Source organism: Thalassobacillus cyri (assembly GCF_900107755.1).
Lineage (GTDB): Bacteria > Bacillota > Bacilli > Bacillales > Halobacillaceae > Thalassobacillus > Thalassobacillus cyri.
Genome location: NZ_FNQR01000008.1, coordinates 137,364 through 161,963 on the forward strand (window position 1 = coordinate 137,364; position 24,600 = coordinate 161,963).

Below are 24,600 nucleotides of genomic sequence, written 5' to 3' on the forward strand. Positions count from 1 at the left end.
TCTAAGAAGGGGAAAATTAAGTGGTCTCAGCAAACCAGTTTCTAATTGATGCCCCCTTTTGCAGAGAACTGTTTAACACACCCCGGAGTCCTCCAAAATCTGGAGGACCCGGGGTATTAACCTAAATTAACCTAAAACGATCCTCCAGAAGAATAACAACGATACACAAATGACCCCAACCCATACCAGTGACGTAGGAAGCCCTACCCTTAAAAGATCTTTATCGGTAAAATAGCCAAAAGAATAACTGATCAGGTGAACAGGAGATTGGGTGATTAAATAGAAGCCGGGTACTCCTGTTAAAAATACAGCCATGGCAACCATCAACGGAGAGAAGCCGGAGAGGTTTTCTCCGATATTGATGGATAGCGGGATCATGATGGTCAGAAATCCAAGCACGTTAACAAAGCCAATTCGCACGATCAAGGTACACAGAATTAAGATAATCACTACTAAAATAGCTGACTGGGAAGCAGTGGTTTCGACGATGATTGTTGCGAGCCATTCGACCGTGCCGGTTTTGATAAGCATGCCAGATACCATCAGGGTACTGGCGAAAAACAGCATCATATCCCAGTTGATTGATACTCTCGCTTCTTTCCATTCCCATACGCCAATGCCGGGGAGCATGGTGAGCACGGCTCCTAACAGACCGACAAGCGGGATGGAGAACCCGTGTATGCTTTGTGTCGCCCATAATAGGAGGGTGAACCCCATTACGGCAATGACTTTCTTTTCAGCCAGATTGATTTTTCCTAACTCATTCAAGCGTTCCTCCAGTAAGCCTACCAGGTGACCCTGATCGACGTTTTCCGGCGGAAAGTAGCTCATCATAATCAGCCATAGGATAAAAATGAACAGCAGAATCGGAGGGGCGAAGTAGATGAGCCAGGTTAAATAGTTTAAGTCCGGGTAGATGCTTGCGAAAATCCCGAACGTATATATGGTGTTGCTTGCCCCTGTGGCAACGAATGCTCCGGATATGGCACTTAAGTAGCTGATCCCGATGAATAGGGATTTTCCCAGATTCGTGACATCATTGATTCCCCGCAGACTTTTCAGCAGTCTGTCCAGGACGGAGGAGGCAAGGTTCCCTTTTCCGATATTGGATGGTACCAGCACAGATAACACCAGCATCAGGAGAAAAGATATAAGGATGAGAGCTCTTCCTGAACCTTTCGAGAGTTTCAACGGTGAGGGATAAGCGGCTGGCGAGGCCTGTTTTGATAAATGCGTTAGAAATAATATAGGTAGCGAATAACAGCCAAACGACTTCCTCTCCGAGGTAGCCGAGTGTTTCTTCATAACTGAAAAAATGGAAAGAGAGCACCAGGATAAACAATAACGAGCTGAAGGCCAGGGTGAACACTCTTCCAATCCATAATATTTGTATGAAGAATAATGCAGCTATCGCTTTTACTTTGATATCCCAGTCGAATAATGGAAAAAAGAAGACGATATAAATAGCCAGCGATAGTAATAGCAGTGTTTTTCGTTTCTCCATAGCGATGTCTCCTAATGGCAAAAGAATGAGACAAGCCACCTGCATGATGTAGGTGGCTTGAACAAGTTAAGAGGTGACACTTTTGGTTACATAGTTTGCGGCAGAGGTTCCTGCTGTTTTTCCAAAAACGGCACCGGACATGAGTCCTGAACCACCGGGGTAGTTTTCGTAGAAAATACCTCCGACCATTTCACCGGCGGCGAACAAGCCATGGATCGGCTGGTCGTTTTCATTCAGCACCTCTGCATTGGTATTGACGCGGACGCCGCCGAAGGAGAAGGTGATACCGCAAGTGACAGGGAAAGCGTAAAATGGTCCCTGTTCGATGCGGGACGCCCAGTTTGTTTTCGGTGGTGTGATGCCTTTGGTTCCTTTACCGTCTTTTACGGTAGGATTATAGTACCCATCCTGGACTGCTTCGTTATATGCTTTGATCGTTTCCAGGAAAGCGGAAGTGTTTACATCCAGCTTGTCTGCCAGGTCATCCAGTGTGTCGGCTTTGTAATAGGTAGCTTCTTCGAGATTATATTCCTTTCGGAGCATCGGCCTTACCTGTTCATCATAGATCTGGTAAGCGATATGGCCAGGCTGTTTCAGGATTTCCTTTCCGTATTTGGCATACGTATAGTTTCGGAAGTCGGCGCCTTCGTCCACAAAGCGGTTTCCTTCTTTATTGAGCATGATACTAAGAGGATAGGAGTGTTTTTTGAAAATATCTCCGGGCTTGCTGAAGTCTCCGGTTTTTGGTGCGTTCGCATCAGTTCCGATCGCGTGACAGCCCGACCATTCGCCGTATTTCTGTGCGCCGACTGAAAGAGCCATGGAAAGTCCGTCGCCGGTGTTGTATTCGGTGCCGCGTACAATGGCTGCTTCCCATTCTGCTCCAATCTGTTCCGCTCGCATATTTTTGTTGGCTTCAAAACTCCCACAGGCAAGCACAACGGAATGAGTGGCAACTTCAAGTTCTTTATTGCCTTTTTTTACTATAATAGAAGAGATGCGGTTTTCTTCTGTGTTCAATGCCATGGCCTCGGATTCGTACCAGATAGCGACTCCAAGTTCTTTCGCGCGGTTGAACAAGGTGCCCATCAGCCCCATGCCGATGTTTTTCGTCTTGACGGGCAGACCTCCCCAGAAGTGGAACTTTCCGTCTTTTTCAAATGACTGGTTGCTGTAGTTCAGCTCGAATATGACGCCTTGCTCTTTCATCCAGGCAATCGTGTCATAAGAGTTATTGACGAGATGGCGGGCAAGCTCAGGTGTGCTTTTACCCCCGGTCACCCGCTGCAGGTCATTGTAGTAATCATCGGTGCTGTATTCGGGCATGACGATGTTATCTGCTTCTTCCTCGGAGAGGTCTGGCATCAGTTTTCTGATATCGTTTAAATCGTTATAGGCGAAGCGGATCGCTCCATCTGTGAAATAGGAATTACCGCCGCGTTTATGTTCAGGAGCTTTTTCCAATACGAGGACATTTGCTCCGTTTTCTTGTGCGGAAATGGCTGCACACAAGGCAGCATTTCCAGCCCCGACTACGACTAAATCATATTTTTCCATGTTACTTTCTCCTCCTTACGAAGATTTATAGACTTGATCTTCGTCTTCTGACATATTCTTTTTTCTTTTTGCTAGCTTTACAATCAACGGATAACACAAGGAAAGCACGGTGAGAATCACTAAACCGATGCTTACACCAGAGGAAAAGAAGACTCCAAGGCTTCCATTGGATGATAGGACGGCCATCCGGAAATTTTGTTCCATATCGGTTCCCACAATCAGTGCCAGTACCAGCGGTGCAATCGGGATATCCATCACTTTCATCATCAGGCCGAACAGCCCGAAGATGAGGAGCAGGAAGAAATCAATGACCGAGTAGCTCAACGTATAGGTCCCGATAAATGCCAGCAGCACGATAATTGGATAAAGCACCTTCGCTGGTGTATCAAGAATTTTGACGAGCAGTCCGACCAGCGCGATATTGATGATTACCAGTGCAAGGTTGCCGATGAACATGCTGTTGATCAGAGCCCATGCTGTTTCAGGCTGTTGTTCGAACAATAGCGGACCTGGTCTGAGACCAAGCATGATCAGGGCCCCGAGCATAACTGCTGTCGTCCCTGAACCGGGGATCCCCATGGTCAAAAGTGGGATCATCGCCCCGACAGATGCCGCATTGTTGGATGATTCCGGCGCAGCCAGTCCTTCTACCGCACCTTCACCGAACTCTTCTGTCCGTTTGGAGATTTGTTTTTCAGAAGTGTAACTGATCATGGATGCAATCGATCCGCCTGCGCCAGGAAGGACGCCGATGATAAAACCGAGTGGTCCGCTTCTCAGAATCGGCCACTTGGAACGTTTCCATTGCTCCTTGGTAAACCATACTTTTCCGACTTTTTTCTTTTCTTTCTTCTGCTTGTCGATATTCAAAAAGTTATAAAGCACTTCACCAATGGCATATACACCGATGATGACGATAAGGAAATCGATTCCCTCGCTTAGATGGGGGATGTCCATGGTAAAGCGATATACTCCTGTCTGCGTATCAATACCTACAGTACTTAAAGCAAGCCCGACCATCATGGCCAGGAAGCCTTTGACCATTTTGCCGATGGAAAGTGCTACGATGGCTGACAAGGTAAGCAGCATGAGCAGGAAGTATTCGGCAGGGCCGAACTTCAGCGCGAAGTTGGCCAATGGTTCGGCAAGGAAGATAAAACCGACGACTGCGATCAGTCCGCCGATGAAGGATGCGACAGCTGATATAGCCAGCGCTTCTCCTGCCTGTCCTTTTTTCGCCATCGGGTAGCCGTCAAATGTAGCGGCGATGGCCGAGCCATCACCTGGTGTATTCAAAAGAATCGAACTTCTCGACCCGCCATACATGGCTCCGTAATAAATGGCTGCCATCAAAATGATGGCACTGACCGGGTTCATTCCAAAAGTGACCGGAATCAGTACGGCCACGGCTGTTGCCGGTCCGAGTCCCGGCAGCATTCCTACAATTGTTCCTAAAAATCCGCCGACGATGATCCAGAGGATATTGATCGGCTGGACGGCTATGGATAATCCATCTAAAAAGCTGCTGATATCCATGGTTTCACCTCCTAAGGTAGACTGACACCGAGCAGTTGACTAAACGCATACCAGCTGATGAAAGAAAAACTGACAGTCACGATGATGTTCACCAGCCATTTCTTTGATCCATTGATGAAAAAAAGCAACGCTCCTAAAAAGATCATCGTGGAGTATAAGAAGCCGAGTGGTTCGAACAGAAAAGCGTAGACAAGCCCGGCTGCAATGGTGAACAGGATCAATTTTGGTGTTCTTCCTGACAGCATCAGTCTGATATCGTTGTTGGGTTCATTTATTTTTTTGAATTCCTGAATAAAGAAAATGACGCTGAAAATCAGCATGAGGATACTTAACCCTAATGGGAAGTAGATAGGTCCGTATGGATTTCCTAAGTTAGCTTTTGGCAGGTTTAAGGATGCAAACAGGAAGACAACACTGAAAATAATCAGTCCTATCGGCATGATCAACTTTAAGGTTTTCATTATCGAAGTCACCTCTCTTTGAAGAAAATGCCTGCTGTAAGGAAGACAGCAGGCAATATAATTACTTGACCAGACCTGATTCTTGCACAAGTCTTTGATAAAGATCGTGTTGTTCTTTCATGAATTTCTTCGTTTCTTCGCTGTTTTTATAGAAACCTTCCCAGTCATTGTTCTCCAGTACTTTTTTCCACTGTTCCGTTTCTACCATCTTGCTGAGTTTCTTATCCCAGTAGGCGATTTCTGCTTCGGTCATATCCGGTGGTCCCATGATTCCTCTCCAGTGTGGGAATACAAGGTCGATGCCTTCCTCTTTCCAGGTAGGCACGTCTTCAAGTCCTTCCACTGGTTTATCAGAAGAAACGGCCAGGATTCTCAATTTGCCTGCCAGATGCTGGTCCTTTACTTCAGAAAGGGAAGTAGTGACTGCATCAACGTGACCGCCAAGCAGTGCTGTTACGACATCACCGCCGCCCTGGTAAACAAGGAAGTTCAGCTTAGATGGGTTGATATCATATTCACTTGCTGCCTGAACGATGGACAGGTGGTCATCATTGCCTAGTCCTGGTCCGACGCCGATTTTGATTTTGCTCGGGTCTTTTTTGATCGCTTCCATGAATTCCGTTGCGCTCTTAAACTTGGAATCTGCCGGCACAGCCAGTGCCTGCCATTCAGTAGCAAGGGTTGCGATTGGGGTAAATTGTTTGTGAGTAAGTTCACTCTGGCCAAGGAGGTTGTTGGTCAGCACTAAGCTTGAGTTGACAGCCAATGTATGGGCGTCCTTTGACTTCAGGTATTTCCAGCCTACTTCACCACCGCCGCCCGGCTTGTTGACGACGTTGATGTTCTCTTTGACTAATTTTTCATCAGTTAGGACTTTTTCCAGCGAACGTGCCGTCAAGTCCCAGCCGCCGCCTGGTGAAGCAGGGGCAACAAATTCGATGTTTTTCTTCGGATATTCCTGGGTGCCGGAAGCATTGCCTGAACAGCCGGTGATGATGAAGGTAAGTAATAGCAATGATACAAATGCGAGTTTCCTCATACGTACACTCCTTTGATTTTTTTAGAAAAAAACCTTTTTGCTCAGTCGACTAAGCTTTAAGTTAACTTTATGCTAATAGTGAAAACTGTCTATGTAAACGTTTTCAAAATAATGTTTTTTAAATATTTAAAAAACATTTTGTGCATTTTGTTCACAAAATGTTTTGGTGTACATAATATCTTCTTTCCGGGCGTCCGACGATTCCGTAAACCTGTTCAGCATACGCTTCTTCTATACCGACCAGATATTCGAGATATCTTCGGGCAGTCGTGCGGGAGGCACCCATCCGTTTCCCGGCCTTTTCGGAAGTGATGCCGTCTTTGGAGTCCACTAATATCGTCTTTACTTTCTTTAAGGTATTGGCGTCGATTCCGGTCGGGAGGGGGGAGGATGACTCTTTTTGTTCGTCTTGGCTTGGACGGAACATCTGTTTCAAGATGTCTTCATTGACTTCCTCTGTATCTTCCAGCACTTGTTTCTTATCTTTATAACGGATGATCGCTTCCTGAAATGTTTCAAGCGTCACCGGTTTGATGAGGTAATCCATTACGCCATAACGGATAGCTTTCTCGAGGAAAGCTTTGTCGGTTGCAGCGGTGATCATGATGATATCTACCCCGGGGTGGTGTTCCCTGATTTTATGGAGAATTTCCGTCCCCATCTCATCGGGCATATAGACATCCAGTAACAGCAGGTCCACCTTATGTTTGTCTAATGCCTTCAGTGATTCTTCGGCATTGCCCGCCTTAGCGGCCAACTGCATACCCTCGGCTTTTTCCAGGAAACTTTCGTGAATCTGTGCTACACGGAAATCATCTTCTGCTATTAATACACGGTACATTATGATACCCCTTTCGTTTCTTTTATTTCTTTTGGCAAAATGATTGTAATGGTGGTGCCTTCCTGGGGAATGCTGCTGATTTCAATCGATCCATTTAACTGGTCGACCTCTTCCTTGACATTCGCAAGCCCATAGCCCCGGCCGGTTCCTTTCGAAGAGTATCCTTTCGTGCAAACCTTCTCGATGTCGCTTTGCCTGATACCGGTGCCATTATCCGTCACTTCAAAAATGATATCATTGCCCAAATCGGTGACGAAGAAAGAGACGGATTTTTTCTTTTGTTCCGCCACGCCTTCAAAGGCATTGTTGATGATATTTCCCAAAATAATAATCAATGGTGATAATGGGATATGAGCAGGGAGACGCTGGAGTGAGCTGCCATCTTCGATATAAAAATCGATTTTTTTCTCAGAAGCTTTAGCGAATTTTCCAAGCAGGATAGCCTGGACTTTTTCATCAAGAATCTCCTTGAAGAACCGTTCTGTCACTTGTTTCTGGGAATCAGCTTCTTCCTTGATCAGTTCGATGGCATCCTGATATTTTTCCAGCTGAATCAGCCCCATGATGACATATAATTTGCTCGTGAATTCATGTGCCTGTGCCCGGAGGTCCTCCGAGTACTGTTTCACTTCGGATAGTGCATCCACCATCTGCTTGATTTCTGTTTTATCCCGGACACTGACAACAATTCCTGTCCGGACGCCACCTTCCAGAATGGGATTGCTATTGATGATCAGTGTTTTTTCTTTATATTGTAATTCCATATTTTTAACACCTTTGTTCGATTCAATCATTTCTCTCAGTTTCGGGGACGTGATGACATCATTGATCGTCCTTGCTTCAGCAGTGTCGTTCAAATCAAGCAGCTCACGGGCAGAGGCGTTAATCATCGTAATCTTTTCGAACTGGTCAAAAGCAATCAGCCCTTCTTTTACGGAATCAAGTACTGCATTCCTTTCCCGGAACAGTGCTGCGATTTGGAAGGGCTCCAGTCCCAGTGTGTCTTTACGGATGCTTCTTGCCAGCAGGATGCTGCCAATTACCCCAAGTATAAGCACAGAGGAGGAGGCAAAAATGAAATCCTTAAGATCTGCACGAATTTCCGCATAGATATCTTTCATTTTAAACTCGACTGCCACTGCTCCTTCTACTTTCATATAGGTATCATAATCGACCCGAATCGGTACAACAGCTTTCAGTACATCTTCGCCCTGCTCCGGCTGAAGTACGAAGCTGCCTCCAAAAGTCAAGGTACTGTAATAGTCCTGCTGGTCGATTGATTCAGGCTTTTCCAATCCGGAATATCCGACCAGCTGTCCCTCCCGATCGATGATTTTTATTGCGCTTGCGTCAATCTGGTCCCGTATTCGTTCCGCAATATAGTTCACATTCTCATCTTTCACCTTTTCCTTAAAAGCATCCTGGACCACCGGCATGTAGGATAGGGTAGTAGCGGTCTGGAGTGCCAGGTCTTCGGCATTTTGGACGTCCTCACCGGACTCCATATAGGTGACCATGAAGGTTACCAGGGTCAACACGAGCAGTAATAATCCAACTACTAAACCTAGTATTTTGACCTGAAGTGAAACTTGAAGCAGCTTTTTCATAGATATCCCCCGTCGTAATTACTGTGTTGGCGCGTTTATAGCAATTTTAGCAATTTTTTTTAAATATTCAATATAAGGAGTTAAAGATACTATCTTCTTAATAAAAATCTGAAAAATTTAATTTTTCTATTTTAAAAGCGTTTTCATTATGTTATAGTTTCTTTAAACCGATTTAGTAAACCGATTTAGTAAACCGGTTTTGTAAAGGATGACTATAAATGCCAATTAAAAAAACGACAATTAGCGATGTAGCAAAACACGCACAAGTATCTAAAAGTACGGTATCTCAATATCTAAACGAACGGTTTGAGTACATGAGGGAAGAAACGCGGAAAAGAATTGAAAAGGCGATCAAAGAACTCAACTATCAACCTAACAATGTAGCCAGAAGCTTAAAGCTGAAAAGCACGGCTACCATTGGGGTGATTGTGGCGAATATTCTTCATTCCTATTCTACCCAGGTGATACGTGCCATTGAAGATACGTTAAATGAAAATGAATTTTCAACCATTATTTGCAACGCGGATGATGATCCGGAAAAAGAGAAAAAATACATTGAAACTTTATTAGCCAGACAAGTCGATGGCTTGATAGTTTTTCCTACAAGCGGAAACCAGGAGCTCTATAAAAGATTAATAGACTCCAATTTTCCTATTGTTTTCGTCGACCGCTATGTAAGCGATTTAAATGCCGATGCGGTCATGCTGGATAATGAAAAAGCCATTCATCTCGCGGTGGAACATCTATTAACCAATGGTTATGAAGATATAGCGGTACTAACGACCTCACTGGAAAATGCGGTTGTACCACGGTTAGAGCGTATTCAAGGTTATCGGAGTGCGATGGACAGGTTTAAGCTCCCTATACGTGAGGATTACATCAAATCCATGGACCTTTCGGTTATGAAAGACGGAATTGCTGAACTTTTTCAGTTAGAAAAGCCGCCACAGGCAATTGTGTCAGGGAACGACTTAACCTTAATGGAATTCTTAAAATATGCGGCTGAACATAATGTGAAAATCGGTACGGACGTCGGATTAGTCACAATTGATGAAGTACCTTACGCAAGTGTTCATAACCCGCCCCTCACAACGATTGCGCAGCCAACCTTTGAAATGGGGGAAAAGGCGGTAGAGTTGCTGCTTCATAAGTTCGATTCCATTAAGAAGAATGATCCTAAGATATATCGCTTTGACCCTTCTATAATCGCTAGAAAATCATCAGAGAAAGCAGGTGCTCAACTATGAACGATATTATAACGATCGGGGATGCCATGATTACATTTGACCCCAGTTCTACCGGTCCCCTCCGGTTTTCCGATTCTTTTAATAGGAAGGTAGGGGGAGCAGAATTCAATGTTGCGATTGGATGTTCTCGCCTGGGCCTTAAGGCAGGGTGGATTGGCCGTTTAGGTAAGGATGAATTTGGACGACATATTTACAACTTTGCCAGAGGAGAAGGCATTGATGTATCCGAGGTCAAGCTGGAAGAAGGATACCCAACATCCTTGAACTTTAAAGAAATTCAGGCAGACGGATCTGGAAAAACCTTTTATTATCGGCATAAATCACCGACGGAGACATTACTTCCAGAGTCTTTGAATGAAGAATCCTTTCAACATGCGAAATTGCTTCATATTACGGGCGTTTTCCCGGCGATTAGTAAGCAGAATATTCAAGTGATTGATCAGGCTGTTACGTTAGCCCATAAACATGGCGTGAAAATTTCCATGGATCCGAATATTCGTTTGAAACTTTGGAGTAAAGAAAAGGCACGTGAGACGCTGTTGAAATGGATGCCTTACGTCGATTACTTACTGACTGGACTGGACGAGGCTGAATTGCTCTTCGGTACAAGTGATGTACCGGAACTCATTGAAAGAGCGAAGCACTATAATATCACTCACTTGTTCGTCAAGCTTGGAGAGGGTGGCTCATTAGTCTGGAACGGCAATGAAATCACCGAAGCCCCAGCGGTCAAAGTAGACAAAGTAGCTGATACAGTCGGTGCAGGAGACGGATTTGATGCTGGCGTCATTTGTGGGTTATTAAACGACTGGGAACCAAAACGAATCCTGCAATTTGCCAATACCATAGGAGCTATGGTCGTGGGTGTATATGGGGATAATGAAGGACTCCCGTATTTTGAAGACGTCCTGGAAAGGCTCGGGGAAAAAGATACTGTTGTAAGGTAGGTGACAAAAATGCTTCAAGTTGCCCTGGATCGTTTGACTAAGGACGAGTGTATCTCTATTACGGAGCAGACTTATGAATGTATCGATTATATCGAGATTGGAACTGGAGTTATCAAAGAGTATGGAATGGATATTATTCGTGATTTTCGTAAACGGTTTCCGGATAAGCGAATTGTCGCAGATATGAAAACCTGTGATGCAGGAAAACATGAAACCCGTCTGGCGCTGGAAGCTGGAGCCGATATTACAACGGTTATGGGTTTTGCCCATGATCAAACCATTCTTGATTCCATCCAAGTAGCAAATGAAGTACATAAGAAGGTTTTAGTCGATTTATTGCAAGTTCCAACAGAGCGATTTGCCAGATTGAAAGAATTAGGTGTGGAACTTGTATCTGCTCATATCGGTAAAGACACACAAGACCATACAGCGGGGGATTCCTTAAAACGATATGATGGCTTATCGGAAGATTTTATGGTTTTTGTCGCAGGAGGTATATCACCAGAATCTGTTCAACGTTATGAAAAGCTTAATCCTGTTGTCTTTATTGTAGGCGGTTACATCACTGGCGCAAGTGACCCGGGTGAAGCCAGCTGTGTCATTAAGGGGGTGATTCCAAAGAAATGAGGAGCGTTCATTTGCGAATTTTAGAGGAGCTAAAGCAAGTAGCTGAACAAGTAGAAAATGAACAAGTTAATTTATTTATAGAAGCCCTGAAGCAGGCCGAATGTATTTTCGTTTGTGGTGAAGGACGTTCAGGCTTGATGGGGAAAGCTTTTGCCATGAGGCTTATGCATGCAGGTTATCCGGTCTATGTGACAGGAGAGACGATTACGCCGAGTATTCAGGAGGATGATCTGCTAGTTGCCATCAGTGGGTCGGGAAACACTCCATCCGTTGCCCTCGTAGCCGAGCAAGCAGCCAAATCAAAAGCTAACGTTCATTTAGTCACAACAAATAGAGAATCCAAGATTCAAAAAATAGCTGACCATCAAGTGATTATACCAGCAGCTACGAAACATCGTAGAAAAGGGGAACCAGCGACTATTCAGCCGATGGGCAATCAATTTGATCAATCTGTTCATCTATTGCTTGATGCTGTGGTAATTTCCATGACTGGCGATGATAAGGATATTCATGACTTGATGAAGAGGAATCATGCCAATCTGCAATAAGAGGGTGAGTATATGTCAGATGTGATAGTAAAAAAAGATGAGTTGAAATCTTTGGTCATCAACAAATTAACGGAAGCGAAGGTAAATGAAGACCACGCTGAGGTTGTGGCTGATGTCCTTGTTCACGCAGATCTTCGCGGGGTAAGTTCACACGGGGTATTACGTACAGAACACTATGTAAAAAGGCTGGGAGAAGGGGGCATGAACCCAAACCCTGTCTTCCATACAGAGCAAAAGGGTTCTTCGGCTATCCTGTTTGATGGCGATAACGGGATGGGTCATGTGATTACCAAGGAAGCGATGGACCATGCGATTCAGTTAGCTAAAGATAATGGCATTGGAATCGTAGGTGTAGTAAATAGCAGTCATTGTGGTGCCTTGTCCTATTTTGCCCAACAAGCAGCAGGGCAGGATACCATCAGTATGATTATGACTCATACCGATCGTGCAGTCGTACCTTTTGGAGGAGCTGACTCTTATTTCGGAACAAATCCAATTGCATACGGATTTCCAGCAAATAAACATCGCCCAGTTATTCTGGATATGGCAACCAGTAATGTTGCTTTAGGGAAGGTGTTGCATGCGAGAGAAACCGGGAAGGATATTCCAAATAACTGGGGTGTAGATGAAAATGGCGCACCAGTTACCGATCCCAATCTGGTTAAACATTTACTGCCAATCAGTGGACCTAAAGGTTATGGACTGGCACTTGTTGTCGATGTTTTAACAGGCGTACTAACTGGGTTTTCCTTTGGACCCGGCATCTCTACTATGTATGGGGACTATAAAAATTATCGCCGACTAAGTCACACTATTATAACGATCAATCCAGGGTTGTTCATTGATAAAAACGAATTCATGCAAAACATGGACAACATGATTGATGAATTACATGAAGTCAAACCAGCAGAAGGATTTGATTCTGTGCTGGTGCCTGGTGAGCCGGAACAGCTGAAGGAAGAGGTAAGACAAAAGGAAGGAATTCCGGTTCCGGAGAGTATTTATAATTATTTAACCTCGTAAGTTCAGGGGGAAACCTTTACTTAATAGTAATCAATTAAAAAATGGGAGGGTACTTTTCATGAAGAAATTTTTAAGCTTTATGTTAGTAGCTACACTTATGTTGGTGTTAGCTGCATGTGGTGGAGATGGAGAAGAAGCATCAGGCTCTGGAGATGGAGAAGGTTCAGGCGAGACGATCACTTGGAAAATGGGGCACTTATCTAACGAAAATCACCAATGGCATAAAACAGCTGAGAAGTTTGCTGAGTTAGTTAATGAGAAAACAAATGGACAGTTAGAAATCGAGATTTATCCTAACGAGCAATTAGGTTCTGAAACTGAGGTCTTAAATGGAATTGAAGCTGGGACAGTAGATATGACGATTTCAGGTGAAACGATGCAGAACTGGGCTCCGGAAGCTGCTTTAATGGCTGTACCTTACGCATTTAACGGTCAAGAGCATCTACAAACTGTAGTAGAGGGCGAAATTGGTGAAGAAATCGAAACATCTGTTAAAGAGAATGTTGGTGTAACACCACTTTATTATCATATTCGTGCACCAAGAAACTTAACTTCCAATAAACCTATTAAATCACCAGAAGATTTAGAAGGATTTAAGATGCGTGTACCGAACGTACCTCTATTCATGGATACTTGGGAAGCTGCAGGAGCCAGACCACAAGTTATGGACTTTAGTGAAGTATTTACCGGGTTGCAACAAGGGGTTATTGATGGACAGGAAAACCCTGTTGATTTGATCCAAAGCGCAAGCTTCTATGAAGTACAAGATTATGTAAACGTTACCGAACACGTCTATTCCTGGATTTATGTTGTCGTAGGAAGCGAGCAGTTCAATTCCCTTAACGAAGATATGCAAAAGGCTGTCAAAGAAGCTGCAGCAGAGGCTCAGAAATATGGATTGGAACTGTATGAAACAGAGACTGAAGAAATTAAGCAGGACCTGAAAGATAAAGGAATGGAATTTGTTGAAGTAGATCAGAAAGCTTTCGCAGAAGCTATGAAACCAGCTGTTGAAAAAAGCCTGACGGAAGAACAACTGAAACTATATCAAAAAATTGTAGAAGCAGGAAAATAACAATTTACAAGATAACATACCACCATTTAAAAAGGGTGGTATGTTATCCATTATAAAGGGTGAGCAACATGCAGGCAGTCAACATTCTTAGTCGTATATTGAAGTTTCTAACCATCATTTGTTTTACCGCCCTTGTTTTCGTTGTAATCATCCAAATTACAGGGCGTTATTCTCCATTTACCTTTGTTTGGACCGAGGAGCTTTCACGTTTCTTATTTATCTTTTCCATAGCTTTTGCCGCACCGTTAGCGATGGAGCAGCGTGAATATGTTCGTGTAGATTTATTTATATCTATCCTTCCGAATAAAGTGAAGAAATATGTCGAGGCATTGATTTACCTTATCTTAGGTTTGTTTTCTGCTTACCTGGTATCCTATGCCTACGAATTTTCATTGTTAGGTAAAAATCAATCGTCTGCTACACTTGCGATTGAAATGTTCTACATTAACTTAAGCATGGTTATTTTATTTGTGTTTTTAGCACTATACAGCTTTGTCAACATTTATGTCGTACTTAAAGCTGATCATCATGAAGAGGAAGAAGGTGTTCGACTATGATGGCTGCCATATTATTTGTAACTTTTATCGTTCTAATATTTCTAAGCGTACCCATTGCCTTCAGCTTAGGCCTTTCTTCCTTAGTCTATATTTTAATTGCTGATATTCCTTTAAATATAATCCCTCAGAAAATGTTTGGGGGCATTAACTCCTTTACTTTGCTTTGTATCCCAGGTTTCATTCTGGCAGGGAACCTGATGAATGCTGGTGGTATTACAGAACGGATCATCGATTTTGCCAACAAGCTGGTTGGACATATCCGAGGTGGCTTAGGTCTCTCCAATGTTGGTGCATCCATGGGGTTTGCAGGCATCACTGGGACAGCGCTAGCGGATACTGCAAGCATTGGATCAGTAATGATTCCTGCAATGAAAAAAGAAGGGTATGATGCTCCTTTTTCAGTAGCTGTTACTTCATCCTCTTCTACTATTGGTCCTATTATCCCTCCTTCGCTTCCGATGATTATCTTAGGAACGCTTGCAACGGTATCCATCGGTGATTTATTTATTGCGGGTACAATCCCTGGAATATTGCTTGGACTGAGCTTAATGGCTGTTACTTATATCATTTCAAAAAAGAAGAAATATCCTAAAGGGGAACGTCAAAAGTTCTCCGTCATTACCAAGTCATTCTTTGGAGCTTTTTGGGCTCTGATGATGACGGTTATTATTTTGTTTGGAATTCTAAGTGGTTACTTTACACCAACGGAAGCATCCATTGTAGCTGTAGTGTATGCCTTACTAGTCGGTATCTTCATATATCGTGACCTAAAACTGCACATGCTCCCTAAGATTTTATTGGATTCCATGGTCAGTACAGCTGGGATTCTTGTGTTGGTTGGAATGGCCAATTTATTTGGCTGGATTCTGGTTAGTGAACAAATCCCACAATTAGTAGCAGATACCATTCTGGCTATCTCTGAAAACCCTATTATCGTTATTCTTCTACTTAATTTGTTGTTGTTATTTGTGGGAACATTCATGGAAACTATTGCGGCACTAGTGATTTTGTTTCCAGTATTGCTGCCGGTTGCAATCCAAATTGGTATGGATCCGATTCAGTTTGGGGTTTTGATGGTACTAAACTTGATGATTGGTTTATCAACTCCTCCTGTAGGCGTATGTTTATTCGTAGCGTCTAGTATTGGAAAAGTATCCTTAGGTCAGGCATCTAAGGCATTGTTACCATTCTTAGGCGTAAGTTTACTCGTTTTACTAGCAGTTAGTTTCATTCCAAGTTTAACCCTTTATTTACCAAGCTTATTTGATTGATAAAAAGGAGGACTGGCCATGAAAGCCATTCAAGTAAAACAACCTGGAACTTTAAAGGTTGTTGATATGGAAGAGCCCAAGCTTGAGCAATCCAATCAAGTGAAAGTACGGATGAGAGCTATGGGGATATGTGGATCTGACATGCACATTCTTCATGGGGAAAATCCTTTTGCCAGCTACCCGCGTGTGATTGGTCATGAAATTGCCGGGGAGGTTGTGGAAACAGGAGATGCTGTTGCCAGCCTGTCCGTAGGGGACAAAGTTGTTGTCGAACCAATGACATCCTGTGGGGAATGCTACGCCTGCCGACAAGGTCGTCCAAACGTTTGTGAAAACGTACAGGTTTACGGCGTTCACCGGGAAGGCGGTGGCCGTGAAGTGATGGTTATGCCAGAAAACCTCGTCCATAAGTTAAATAATCAGTTGGACTGGTCTGAAATTGCCTTGATTGAACCCTTTACGATTGGGGCACAGTCCATCTATCGCGGACAAGTACAAGAAGGAGATTATGTCTTCATCATCGGTGCTGGACCGATCGGTTTATGTTGTTTGAAAATGGCAATGCAAGCCGGTGCTAAGGTCGCGATTTCAGATTTCAATGATCAACGCCTTGATTTTGCCAAAAAGTGGGGAGCGGATTATGTTATCAATCCGCAAAACGCTAAAGTAGAAGAAGAGGTGTTTAACTGGACTGGTGGAATGGGTGCTAATGTTGTCATCGATGCCGTCGGTTTACCGCAGACAGTGGAACAAGCGATAGAAGTGACTTCCGTTGCGGCTCGAGTGGTTTTACTTGGATTTGATACGAAAGTGTCTGAAATTGCGCAAGTGAATATTACGAAGAAAGAGTTAACTATCTGCGGTTCACGTTTACAAACTCATCGCTTCCCGAAAGTTGTTGAATTGTTTAACACGATGGGGTTTAATGTGAAAGATTTAGTTAGTCACCAATTTGAATTGCATGAAGCAGAAAAAGCATTTGAATTAATGGACAATGCTTCACCAGAAGTTCGTAAGGTCATTATTAAACTATAAAGCTATTTCATTGGAAGAGGTAGGCAAGGAGGCATAGTCTATGAAGATGACGATGCGCTGGTTCGGCGAAGAAAATGATCGAATCCCATTGGAACACATTAAGCAAATCCCAGGAGTAGAAGGTGTTGTCTGGTCCTTACATGATATTCCGGCCGGTGATGAATGGCCGATGGAGCGGATTTCTGAAGTGAAGGAACAGGCGGACCGCCACGGCTTGAATATTGACGTTGTCGAAAGTGTCAATGTCCATGAAGATATCAAGCTTGGTCTTCCGACACGGGATCAATATATTGAAAACTACATCAAAACGATAGAAAAACTGGCCAAGGTCGGTGTAAAGGTCATTTGCTATAATTTCATGCCGGTATTTGACTGGACGCGTACCGATTTATTTAAGGAAATGGAAGACGGCTCAACCGCTTTATTTTTTGAAAATGAAAAGTTGAAAAATATTGACCCTATGGAATTGGTGAATACCATTTCCGAAAATTCAGCGTATACGATGCCTGGCTGGGAGCCGGAAAGACTAGCTCATCTGGCTGATTTATTTGAAAAATATAAGAACGTGACGGAAGAGGATTTATGGGACAACCTCCAATATTTCTTAGAAAAGGTGATTCCGGTCGCGAGGGAAAATGGTATTAAAATGGGTATACACCCGGATGACCCGCCATTTTCTGTATTTGGGCTCCCACGTATTATTACGAACAAACAAAATCTTGAGAGATTTTTAAAGCTGGTGGATGATCCGTGTAACGGGCTTACCCTCTGCAGTGGTTCGTTAGGAGCCAATCCGGAGAATGATGTAGCCGATATGGTCCGGACGTTTGCTGACCGGATCCATTTTGCTCATATTCGTAACGTCAAGACGTATGGGAATGGTGACTTTATTGAAACTTCCCATCGTACTCAGGACGGTTCAGTCGATATCTATGAAATCGTTAAAGCTTATCATGAAGTAGGATTCACAGGTTATGCACGTCCTGATCATGGACGTCATATTTGGGGAGAAGAATGCCGGCCTGGTTACGGGCTTTATGACCGTGGGTTAGGTGTCATGTATTTATGGGGCGTTTGGGATTCCCTTCAACGACTGGGAAAAGAGGTGAACTAACATGCTGACGCTGAACGAAAATGTAAAAGGAAAAGTGGCTGTCATTACAGGAGGCAGCGGTGTACTTTGTGGAGCCATGGCTCGGGAGCTTGGCCGTCAGGGTGCAAAGGTTGCCATTTTAAACCGTAATGCTGAAGCAGGAAAACAAGTAGAACAGGATATTACGGACGCTGGAGGACAAGCCTTGGCAGTTTCCTGTGATGTTCTTGATGTGGAAAGTGTTCGTGAAGCGGAAAAAATCATTACGGAAAAATTAGGCGTTTGCGAGATATTGATCAATGGGGCTGGCGGAAATCACCCCGATGGAACGACCACAAACGAAACACTGAAACCGGAAGATTTAGAGAACAAGGATATTTCAACGTTCTTTGACATGACAACAGAAGGCTTTCAATTTGTGTTTAATTTAAATTTAGTCGGAACATTTATTCCTACTCAAGTCTTTTCGAAAAAAATGATGAATCGTAAGGGAGCAACAATCATTAATATGTCATCGATGAGTGCACCGTCTCCGATGACCAAAGTACCAGCCTATAGTGCAGCAAAAGCAGGAATTGAAAATTTCACTCAATGGCTGGCTGTCCATTTGGCTGACGTCGGAATCCGTGTTAATGCCATTGCGCCAGGCTTTTTCTTGACCGATCAAAACCGTAAACTATTGCTGAAGGAAGATGGTTCTTTAACCGAACGTTCCAATAAAATCATCAGCCATACGCCACAACAACGATTTGGTAAGCCTGAAGATTTACTTGGAACTTTGCTTTGGCTCGTAGATGATGAAATGTCAGGGTTTGTGACAGGTATTACCGTACCTGTTGATGGTGGATTCATGGCTTATTCCGGGGTGTAATAAGCTCGGAGTAGAAAGGAGTTTATGATGAGTAATGAAGCTATATTAGAGCGACTAGTATCATCGGGAATTGTGGCGGTGGTGCGGAAAGTAGATCCAAATAAAGTGCATCACGTCGTCCAGGCATTTGTGGATGGTGGGGTATCGAGCATTGAAATCACTATGGAATCTGAAGGGGCCGTTCAAGTTATTCGTGAACTCAAAGAACGCCATGGGGATAATGTGTTAGTTGGGGCCGGCACTCTATTAAATAAGGACCAGGCAAAAGAAGCAATCGACGCCGGTTCTGACTTTGTATTCGCCCCAACCTTAGATAAGGAAACGATTGAATATACAACAAGCCAGGGAGTTATTATGATTCCAGGTGTATTTACACCAACCGAAATCTATCAGGCTTATCAATGGGGAGCGAATATGGTGAAAATATTCCCGGCTACCGTAGTTGGTCCTCAATTTTTCAAAGATGTCAACGGTCCACTCGGCCATATTCCAAAAATGCCGACCGGGGGAATCAATCTCGAGAACCTGGGTGACTTTTTAAGAGCTGGTGCCGTTGCAGCTGGTGTCGGTGGCTCCCTGGTTAATAAAGCGATGATTGATCAAGAGGATTGGCAAGGGTTGAAAGAATTGGCGAAGAAATATGTAGATAAAGTTGCTGAGGTACGCGCAGAAAATTAATAGGTTAGTAGAGGGTCTTCTGATAAGGAGGCTCTTTTTCACGGAGAATTATTACCGTGCCTGTCCCCGTATGTTAGAGAATTACCCCCAAGATCATCCATATTTTGGAGAACCTGGGGTGGCTTGCATTACGCAAACAACAATTTCATTCTTTTCTTAGCTTCTCTCCCCCAATTCTTCACAGCGTCAATAGTAGTGTGCTCTTTCCTAGCGATATCGGCATAAGAAAGATCCTCTAAAATGAAATATTTCACCCATTTCCATTGTTTTTCTGTCAGTTCTTTTTCTAGACGATTCCAAAGATAGAAATCTTCCGGCTGGTCATACGTGCTGTTGTCTTCCAGGTTAGCGTGCTGATCAACATAGTTCTTCTCGTTCTCTGCTGCTTTGGAATGTTTACGGATCAAATCGATGAAGCGGTGGTGAATTTTATAGTTTGCCAGCTGTCGGAATGTTCCTCGCTCTGGGTCGAAGGTCTGGTAGGCTTCCCAGAGAGCGATGCAGCCTTCCTGGTAGAATTCCTGTTCCGGGTCATTGATATGTAATTTGTGGATATGATAGTGGATCATGTTGTCGTATTGCTCTAATACTTCCTCGAATGATTGGTCTAATGGCTTTGACATTGTATTCTCTTTTCGAGAACCGGTTCTGCAGGTATTAGATATCTACTATTAGTATCAGAAGTTGCGTGTCGTTTGGTGTTGTTAAAAGCAAAAAAATTTGTTTACATCATGGGAGTCTGACCCACAGGAGTGTGTGTTTTGATTCTGGGATTGTTTTACCTATAGTGGATTATCTATTGGAAACGAGTGGGCCTGGTTCAGGCACCCTGATGATTGGAGAGGCGCCTGGTGTCTGAACCTGGCAGTCTTATCGTGGAAGGGAGCTTTTTACTGGTAAAGATACTTGAGATGCAAAGCTCTATGTAAGGTGGGTCTGACCCCAGGGGGGAGAACTCTGACTATAACGTTAACCTATGAGAATTGACAGTTGACAATCTTCGGTAAAATACGGTAATCTTCACTCATACATAACTAATGAACAAGTGGGTGAAGTTTATGAAATTAAGAACGATGGTTTATGCAGCTTTATTTGCTGCTATTATTGGAGCGCTCGGCTTAATGCCGCCGATTGTCACGCCCTTTACGCCAGTGCCGATCACGGCTCAGACATTAGGGGTGATGCTCGCTGGCTCTATTTTAGGAGCGAAACGTGGCGGGTTGAGTCTATTACTCTTTGTTTTGCTCGTTACATTTGGTGTACCGCTTCTTTCCGGAGGCAGAGGCGGGCTTGGTGTGCTATTCGGTCCGTCCGGCGGTTATATCATGGCTTGGCCGTTGGCCGCTTTTATCACCGGATTTCTAGTCGAACGTTTCTGGAAAAAACTCAATCTCGGGCTTTATATTGTCTTTAACGTAATTGGCGGGATTCTGTTTGTGTATGCCTGTGGGGTAACCTATTTATCTTTCATTACAGAAACTCCATGGACAAAAGCGATGTGGGCAGCACTTGTGTTCATCCCTGGCGACCTGGTGAAAGTCATAGTGGCTTCCTTGCTGGCTCGACAAATTAATCGCGTCTATCCGATAATTGAAAAAGGGAATCGACGTTCGAGTAAGATTACGAACGTTGCCTGAATAAAAGGTTTGCCTTAACCCTGGCAAACCTTTTTTCTACAAAAAGAAGAGGTGAAACGTGTGGCTTGTATCGGGGAACAACTAAAACAAATGGCGGAATACGCTCCCGACCGGATTGCCATAGAAACGAACGATGGCAAAATTTCGTATCGGGATTTATATCAATCTATCCGGTCTCTCCAGCGCAACCTTGCTTATAAACTTCCTAATAAAAAAGGGAAAAGGATCGGGTTCCTGCTCCCTAACAGTCCAAGGTGGCTTGAACTGTTCATAGCCATCAGCTCAAGTGGTGGGATTGCGATACCGTTTGATCCGAAATGGAGCATGTCCCAGCTACAGGATGTAATTAATGATGCCGAGCCGGATCTTATTATTTATGATTCTACTTTTAGTGGTCTATTTGAAAACATGAAGGCTATCTCTATTACTGATCTTGGTGCGTCTGCTCCTTCTGAAAGGAAAGAGGAGCATGCTGCCGACCAGGACCCTTTTTATATTGGCTATACATCTGGAACTACCGGTCGGCCGAAAGGTTTTATTCGTAGCCATGCTTCCTGGGCTGATTGTTTTTCTGTGGGGCAGGAAGTTTTCTCACTGGATGTAGCGGATCGAATCCTTTGCCCGGGACCGCTCGTCCATTCCCATTTTTTATATGCTGCCGTGCAAAGTTTGCATATAGGTGCCACCTTATATTTAACGGAAACGTTTGAGGAAAAAGAGGTCTGGGGGCTGCTCCAGAAGAGTGACATTACCGTTCTGTACATCGTGCCCACGATGTTTGAAGCATTGAATCGTGTGAGAAAGGGCGAAGCTGCACCGAAGTTACAGGCATTGATATCCTCAGGAGCGAAGTGGGAAAAACAATCGAAACAGCAAGCCGTGCAAGTGTTTCCGAATGCGACTGTTTATGAGTTCTACGGCGCATCGGAACTGAGCTTTGTCAGTTACCGCAATGTGGAAGAAAAACTCCCTGAAGGAGCGATTGGGACGCCATTTCCCGGAGTTGAAATTGCTATTTTTTCAAATGAAGGAAAACGGGTTAAACAGGGAGAAGTCGGCAACCTGTATGTGAAAAGCCCATGGACCTTCGACGGCTACTTGAACCTGCCTGAGGAAACAGAAAAGGTGTTTGATGGTGATTGGGCAACGGTGGGAGACCTTGCTTTTGAAAATGAAGAAGGACATGTCATTTTAGTAGGGCGGAAACAAAACATGATCATCAGCGGCGGGCTCAATATTTACCCAGAGGAAGTCGAACAAGTGATTCGCAAACATCCGGCGATAGAGGAAGTTGTGGTAAAAGGAATAGCGGATGACTATTGGGGAGAGAAGGCAGTGGCCTTTGTGACTGCTGTGCAGAAAGAACCGCTCGTAATCGAGGAGATAAAAGGGCATCTTGCTGACTTTTTGCCGAAGTATAAATGTCCAAAAGAATGGTTCGAGCTCGAGGCTTTTCCTTATACGAGCAGCGGCAAAATAGCGAGAAAAGAACTTCAAATTCCCGTAAGGAGTGAGTAGATGCAAGAAGCTGTCATTGTCAAAGCAAAACGGACACCGGTCGGGAAAGTGGGAGGCGTGTTGTCCCATATCCCTCCTGAAGAGCTGATGCGTCCTCTGTTTGAAAACCTGATAACAGACATCGATCCAGAGGAAATTGATGACGTTATCCTAGGAAATGTGGTTGGTCCAGGTGGTAATATCGCGCGTTTGTCCCTTCTGACAGCAGAGCTGCCGATGACGATTCCTGGAGTAACCGTAGATCGGCAATGCGGATCAGGGCTCGAAGCAATCAATATGGCTGCCCGGCTAGTTCAGGCGGGAGCTGGCGATATCTATATTGCTGGCGGGGTCGAGAGTACCAGTCTCGCTCCCTGGAAAATCAAAAAGCCGGCGAGCCTCCATGACCCCCGTGGCCCTGAACTTTATACGAGAGCAAGATTTTCCCCCGATGCTATCGGTGATCCTGAAATGGGGGAAGCGGCTGAAAATGTGGCCGAACACTACGATATCTCAAGGGAAGAACAGGATACGTTTGCCTTACATAGCCACCAAAAAGCAGTGAATGCGCAACTTAGCGGAAATTTTGAAGCGGAAATCGTTCCGGTGGATGGCGTAAAGGTTGATGAATGCCCGCGAGCCGATACATCGCTGGAGAAATTGCATCGCCTGAAATCGGTGTTCAAACCAGGAGGAACGGTGACCGCAGGGAATGCCTGCCCGATGAATGACGGGGCTTCTGCTGTCATGATCATGTCTTTGAAAAAGTGCAAAGAATTGGGGCTGAAGCCTTTAGCCCGCTTTGTGGACAGTACCTCTGCTGGTGTAAACCCTAATCTTCTTGGCATCGGTCCAATACCTGCCGTAGAAAAGTTATGGAAACGCCAGAACTTAAGCCAGAAAGATATTGATCTCGTCGAATTCAACGAGGCCTTCGCTTCCCAAGTGATCGCTTCGTTGAAAGCATTGGAGATTTCTTATGATAAGGTCAACCGTTCCGGTGGTGCCCTGGCATTAGGCCATCCGTATGGAGCCTCCGGGGCAATTCTGGTTACCCGCCTGATTCATGAAATGGCCAAAGGGGGTGCAAGACGCGGAATCGCAACGCTTGGTATTGGCGGGGGAATGGGTCTTGCCACTTTATTAGAATCCATGAAATAAATGCTGAAGGGGGGGCTATTAATATGGGAGATTTAACGAACGAAATTATCATTGTCACAGGTTCTACGCGCGGCATTGGCAGAAGTACTGCTTATATGCTTACTGAAAAAGGCGCAGCCGTTGTTGTAAACGGGCGGAATGAAGAGAAGGTCGAACAACTTGTCCAGGACATTCGCAGTAATGGCGGGCGTGCTGCTGGAGTTGCCAAGTCCGTAACAGAAGAAGATGCAGGGGAGCAATTGGTCCAGGAGGCGACATCTGCTTTTGGCGGACTGACAGGAATCATCAATAATGCTGGAATCACGAAGGATCGTATTTCGTACCGGATGGACATTGAAGACTTCACGAAGGTCATGGATCCTCATGTAAAAAGCACCTTCATTTGCAGCACCGAAGCGACCCGGTATTTCAAATCTGCCGGAACTCCAGGTTTTATTCTGAACATGACTTCACTGGCAGGACTGATTGGAAATCCCGGCCAGATTAACTACAGTGCAGCCAAAGCGGCCATTATCGGGATGACGATGACCATGGCAAAAGAATTGAAACGGAATAATATCCAGGTCAATGCACTGTCACCAGCCGCCTTGACTGATATGACAAGACCTCTCGTAGAAAAAGCACAAGAGAGCGCTGCAAGTAATAATGAACAAGCCTGCCTACTGGGATATTGGCACTCCGGAACAAGTAGCTGCATTTATTTGTGATTTTATCGAAAACCGCAATCTATCACAGACAGGAGAGATCTATTCCATCAATAAAGAAGAAAAAGGGCGCTTGCTGCCCCC

General features: G+C 44.3%; 25 protein-coding genes. 16 read left to right on the forward strand and 9 right to left on the reverse strand.

All coding sequences use genetic code 11. The features are described 5' to 3' along the window. Positions 1-126: 126 nt before the first annotated feature. The 8 genes from BLV00_RS11320 to BLV00_RS11350 all read right to left on the reverse strand — a co-directional run bounded on the left by BLV00_RS11320 (position 127) and on the right by BLV00_RS11350 (position 8,545). Complete coding sequence (locus BLV00_RS11320; RefSeq protein ID WP_245728948.1) at positions 127-1,137, reverse strand: SLC13 family permease; 1,011 nt, start codon at positions 1,135-1,137, stop codon at positions 127-129. Continuing rightward, complete coding sequence (locus BLV00_RS22355) at positions 1,037-1,504, reverse strand: anion permease (protein ID WP_245728949.1); 468 nt, start codon at positions 1,502-1,504, stop codon at positions 1,037-1,039. The genes BLV00_RS11320 and BLV00_RS22355 overlap by 101 nt, the downstream gene beginning before the upstream one ends. Positions 1,505-1,570: 66 nt before the next feature. Continuing rightward, positions 1,571-3,061 (reverse strand): FAD-dependent tricarballylate dehydrogenase TcuA, encoded by a 1,491-nt coding sequence (gene tcuA / locus BLV00_RS11325; RefSeq protein ID WP_093045098.1) that lies wholly within the window; start codon positions 3,059-3,061, stop codon positions 1,571-1,573. Positions 3,062-3,076: 15 nt separating this feature from the next. Further along, complete coding sequence (locus BLV00_RS11330) at positions 3,077-4,597, reverse strand: tripartite tricarboxylate transporter permease (protein WP_176791469.1); 1,521 nt, start codon at positions 4,595-4,597, stop codon at positions 3,077-3,079. Between the two features lie 11 nt (positions 4,598-4,608). Further along, positions 4,609-5,058 carry a tripartite tricarboxylate transporter TctB family protein gene (locus BLV00_RS11335; RefSeq protein ID WP_093045099.1) on the reverse strand — a complete coding sequence of 150 codons (450 nt, stop codon included), beginning with the start codon at positions 5,056-5,058 and terminating at the stop codon, positions 4,609-4,611. Positions 5,059-5,119: 61 nt separating this feature from the next. Continuing rightward, on the reverse strand, positions 5,120-6,097 hold the full coding sequence (locus tag BLV00_RS11340; RefSeq protein WP_093045100.1) for a tripartite tricarboxylate transporter substrate binding protein: 978 nt from the start codon (positions 6,095-6,097) through the stop codon (positions 5,120-5,122). A 151-nt stretch (positions 6,098-6,248) separates the two neighbouring features. Then, on the reverse strand, positions 6,249-6,938 hold the full coding sequence (locus BLV00_RS11345; RefSeq protein WP_093045101.1) for a response regulator: 690 nt from the start codon (positions 6,936-6,938) through the stop codon (positions 6,249-6,251). Further along, positions 6,938-8,545, reverse strand: a complete 1,608-nt coding sequence (locus tag BLV00_RS11350) for an ATP-binding protein (RefSeq protein WP_093045102.1) — start codon at positions 8,543-8,545, stop codon at positions 6,938-6,940. The genes BLV00_RS11345 and BLV00_RS11350 overlap by 1 nt, the downstream gene beginning before the upstream one ends. Positions 8,546-8,769: 224 nt before the next feature. Between BLV00_RS11350 and BLV00_RS11355 the strand changes: the two genes are divergently transcribed. From BLV00_RS11355 to BLV00_RS11410, 12 genes are all read left to right on the forward strand, one after another. After that, the gene (locus BLV00_RS11355; RefSeq protein WP_093045150.1) at positions 8,770-9,792 is read left to right on the forward strand and encodes a LacI family DNA-binding transcriptional regulator; all 1,023 of its coding nucleotides are present in this window, start codon (positions 8,770-8,772) and stop codon (positions 9,790-9,792) included. Beyond that, the gene (locus BLV00_RS11360; RefSeq protein ID WP_093045103.1) at positions 9,789-10,739 is read left to right on the forward strand and encodes a sugar kinase; all 951 of its coding nucleotides are present in this window, start codon (positions 9,789-9,791) and stop codon (positions 10,737-10,739) included. Before BLV00_RS11355 ends, BLV00_RS11360 begins: the two co-directional genes overlap by 4 nt. A gap of 9 nt (positions 10,740-10,748) precedes the next feature. Then, positions 10,749-11,366 carry a 3-hexulose-6-phosphate synthase gene (gene hxlA, locus BLV00_RS11365; protein ID WP_093045104.1) on the forward strand — a complete coding sequence of 206 codons (618 nt, stop codon included), beginning with the start codon at positions 10,749-10,751 and terminating at the stop codon, positions 11,364-11,366. 11 nt (positions 11,367-11,377) lie between these two features. Further along, complete coding sequence (gene hxlB / locus BLV00_RS11370) at positions 11,378-11,914, forward strand: 6-phospho-3-hexuloisomerase (protein WP_245728950.1); 537 nt, start codon at positions 11,378-11,380, stop codon at positions 11,912-11,914. A gap of 12 nt (positions 11,915-11,926) precedes the next feature. Next, a complete protein-coding gene (gene allD / locus BLV00_RS11375; protein WP_093045106.1) occupies positions 11,927-12,937 on the forward strand; it encodes an ureidoglycolate dehydrogenase in 1,011 nt (336 codons plus the stop codon). A gap of 58 nt (positions 12,938-12,995) precedes the next feature. After that, positions 12,996-14,012: a TRAP transporter substrate-binding protein gene (locus BLV00_RS11380; protein WP_093045107.1), complete on the forward strand. Its 1,017-nt coding sequence runs from the start codon at positions 12,996-12,998 to the stop codon at positions 14,010-14,012. Between the two features lie 68 nt (positions 14,013-14,080). Beyond that, the gene (locus BLV00_RS11385) at positions 14,081-14,569 is read left to right on the forward strand and encodes a TRAP transporter small permease (protein WP_093045108.1); all 489 of its coding nucleotides are present in this window, start codon (positions 14,081-14,083) and stop codon (positions 14,567-14,569) included. Further along, positions 14,566-15,840: a TRAP transporter large permease gene (locus BLV00_RS11390; RefSeq protein WP_093045109.1), complete on the forward strand. Its 1,275-nt coding sequence runs from the start codon at positions 14,566-14,568 to the stop codon at positions 15,838-15,840. Before BLV00_RS11385 ends, BLV00_RS11390 begins: the two co-directional genes overlap by 4 nt. A gap of 18 nt (positions 15,841-15,858) precedes the next feature. Continuing rightward, positions 15,859-16,875, forward strand: coding sequence for a zinc-binding alcohol dehydrogenase family protein (locus BLV00_RS11395; protein ID WP_093045110.1), 1,017 nt, complete (start codon positions 15,859-15,861; stop codon positions 16,873-16,875). A 40-nt stretch (positions 16,876-16,915) separates the two neighbouring features. After that, entirely contained in the window at positions 16,916-17,989 is a 1,074-nt protein-coding gene (uxuA, locus tag BLV00_RS11400) for a mannonate dehydratase (RefSeq protein ID WP_093045111.1), read from the forward strand. 1 nt (position 17,990) lies between these two features. Continuing rightward, positions 17,991-18,839 carry an SDR family oxidoreductase gene (locus tag BLV00_RS11405; protein WP_093045112.1) on the forward strand — a complete coding sequence of 283 codons (849 nt, stop codon included), beginning with the start codon at positions 17,991-17,993 and terminating at the stop codon, positions 18,837-18,839. A gap of 27 nt (positions 18,840-18,866) precedes the next feature. Further along, positions 18,867-19,517 carry a bifunctional 4-hydroxy-2-oxoglutarate aldolase/2-dehydro-3-deoxy-phosphogluconate aldolase gene (locus tag BLV00_RS11410; RefSeq protein WP_093045113.1) on the forward strand — a complete coding sequence of 217 codons (651 nt, stop codon included), beginning with the start codon at positions 18,867-18,869 and terminating at the stop codon, positions 19,515-19,517. A 128-nt stretch (positions 19,518-19,645) separates the two neighbouring features. On the opposite strand, the gene BLV00_RS11415 is transcribed toward BLV00_RS11410, so the two are convergent. Next, entirely contained in the window at positions 19,646-20,140 is a 495-nt protein-coding gene (locus BLV00_RS11415) for a sigma-70 family RNA polymerase sigma factor (protein WP_093045114.1), read from the reverse strand. Between the two features lie 435 nt (positions 20,141-20,575). Here BLV00_RS11415 and BLV00_RS11420 point away from each other — a divergent pair, with 435 nt between their 5' ends. The 4 genes from BLV00_RS11420 to BLV00_RS11435 are packed head-to-tail and all read left to right on the forward strand — an operon-like array spanning position 20,576 to position 24,519. Continuing rightward, positions 20,576-21,154 (forward strand): biotin transporter BioY, encoded by a 579-nt coding sequence (locus tag BLV00_RS11420; RefSeq protein ID WP_093045115.1) that lies wholly within the window; start codon positions 20,576-20,578, stop codon positions 21,152-21,154. 60 nt (positions 21,155-21,214) lie between these two features. Then, the gene (locus tag BLV00_RS11425; RefSeq protein ID WP_093045116.1) at positions 21,215-22,672 is read left to right on the forward strand and encodes an AMP-binding protein; all 1,458 of its coding nucleotides are present in this window, start codon (positions 21,215-21,217) and stop codon (positions 22,670-22,672) included. Beyond that, entirely contained in the window at positions 22,673-23,812 is a 1,140-nt protein-coding gene (locus BLV00_RS11430; RefSeq protein WP_093045117.1) for a thiolase family protein, read from the forward strand. Between the two features lie 23 nt (positions 23,813-23,835). Then, on the forward strand, positions 23,836-24,519 hold the full coding sequence (locus BLV00_RS11435) for an SDR family NAD(P)-dependent oxidoreductase (RefSeq protein ID WP_093045118.1): 684 nt from the start codon (positions 23,836-23,838) through the stop codon (positions 24,517-24,519). The last annotated feature ends 81 nt before the right edge of the window (positions 24,520-24,600 follow it).

Bases quoted from the DNA above. Each gene is read 5' to 3' on its own strand.
- BLV00_RS11335 (WP_093045099.1), bottom strand. From the start codon at position 5,058: ATGAAAACCTTAAAGTTGATCATGCCGATAGGACTGATTATTTTCAGT.
- BLV00_RS11350 (WP_093045102.1), bottom strand. From the start codon at position 8,545: ATGAAAAAGCTGCTTCAAGTTTCACTTCAGGTCAAAATACTAGGTTTA.
- BLV00_RS11380 (WP_093045107.1), top strand. From the start codon at position 12,996: ATGAAGAAATTTTTAAGCTTTATGTTAGTAGCTACACTTATGTTGGTG.
- BLV00_RS11385 (WP_093045108.1), top strand. From the start codon at position 14,081: ATGCAGGCAGTCAACATTCTTAGTCGTATATTGAAGTTTCTAACCATC.
- BLV00_RS11360 (WP_093045103.1), top strand. From the start codon at position 9,789: ATGAACGATATTATAACGATCGGGGATGCCATGATTACATTTGACCCC.
- BLV00_RS11410 (WP_093045113.1), top strand. From the start codon at position 18,867: ATGAGTAATGAAGCTATATTAGAGCGACTAGTATCATCGGGAATTGTG.
- BLV00_RS11330 (WP_176791469.1), bottom strand. From the start codon at position 4,597: ATGGATATCAGCAGCTTTTTAGATGGATTATCCATAGCCGTCCAGCCG.
- allD (WP_093045106.1), top strand. From the start codon at position 11,927: ATGTCAGATGTGATAGTAAAAAAAGATGAGTTGAAATCTTTGGTCATC.
- BLV00_RS22355 (WP_245728949.1), bottom strand. From the start codon at position 1,504: ATGGAGAAACGAAAAACACTGCTATTACTATCGCTGGCTATTTATATC.
- BLV00_RS11320 (WP_245728948.1), bottom strand. From the start codon at position 1,137: ATGCTGGTGTTATCTGTGCTGGTACCATCCAATATCGGAAAAGGGAAC.
- uxuA (WP_093045111.1), top strand. From the start codon at position 16,916: ATGAAGATGACGATGCGCTGGTTCGGCGAAGAAAATGATCGAATCCCA.
- tcuA (WP_093045098.1), bottom strand. From the start codon at position 3,061: ATGGAAAAATATGATTTAGTCGTAGTCGGGGCTGGAAATGCTGCCTTG.
- hxlA (WP_093045104.1), top strand. From the start codon at position 10,749: ATGCTTCAAGTTGCCCTGGATCGTTTGACTAAGGACGAGTGTATCTCT.
- BLV00_RS11435 (WP_093045118.1), top strand. From the start codon at position 23,836: ATGGGAGATTTAACGAACGAAATTATCATTGTCACAGGTTCTACGCGC.
- BLV00_RS11420 (WP_093045115.1), top strand. From the start codon at position 20,576: ATGAAATTAAGAACGATGGTTTATGCAGCTTTATTTGCTGCTATTATT.
- BLV00_RS11405 (WP_093045112.1), top strand. From the start codon at position 17,991: ATGCTGACGCTGAACGAAAATGTAAAAGGAAAAGTGGCTGTCATTACA.
- BLV00_RS11430 (WP_093045117.1), top strand. From the start codon at position 22,673: ATGCAAGAAGCTGTCATTGTCAAAGCAAAACGGACACCGGTCGGGAAA.
- BLV00_RS11415 (WP_093045114.1), bottom strand. From the start codon at position 20,140: ATGTCAAAGCCATTAGACCAATCATTCGAGGAAGTATTAGAGCAATAC.
- BLV00_RS11390 (WP_093045109.1), top strand. From the start codon at position 14,566: ATGATGGCTGCCATATTATTTGTAACTTTTATCGTTCTAATATTTCTA.
- BLV00_RS11395 (WP_093045110.1), top strand. From the start codon at position 15,859: ATGAAAGCCATTCAAGTAAAACAACCTGGAACTTTAAAGGTTGTTGAT.
- BLV00_RS11345 (WP_093045101.1), bottom strand. From the start codon at position 6,938: ATGTACCGTGTATTAATAGCAGAAGATGATTTCCGTGTAGCACAGATT.
- BLV00_RS11340 (WP_093045100.1), bottom strand. From the start codon at position 6,097: ATGAGGAAACTCGCATTTGTATCATTGCTATTACTTACCTTCATCATC.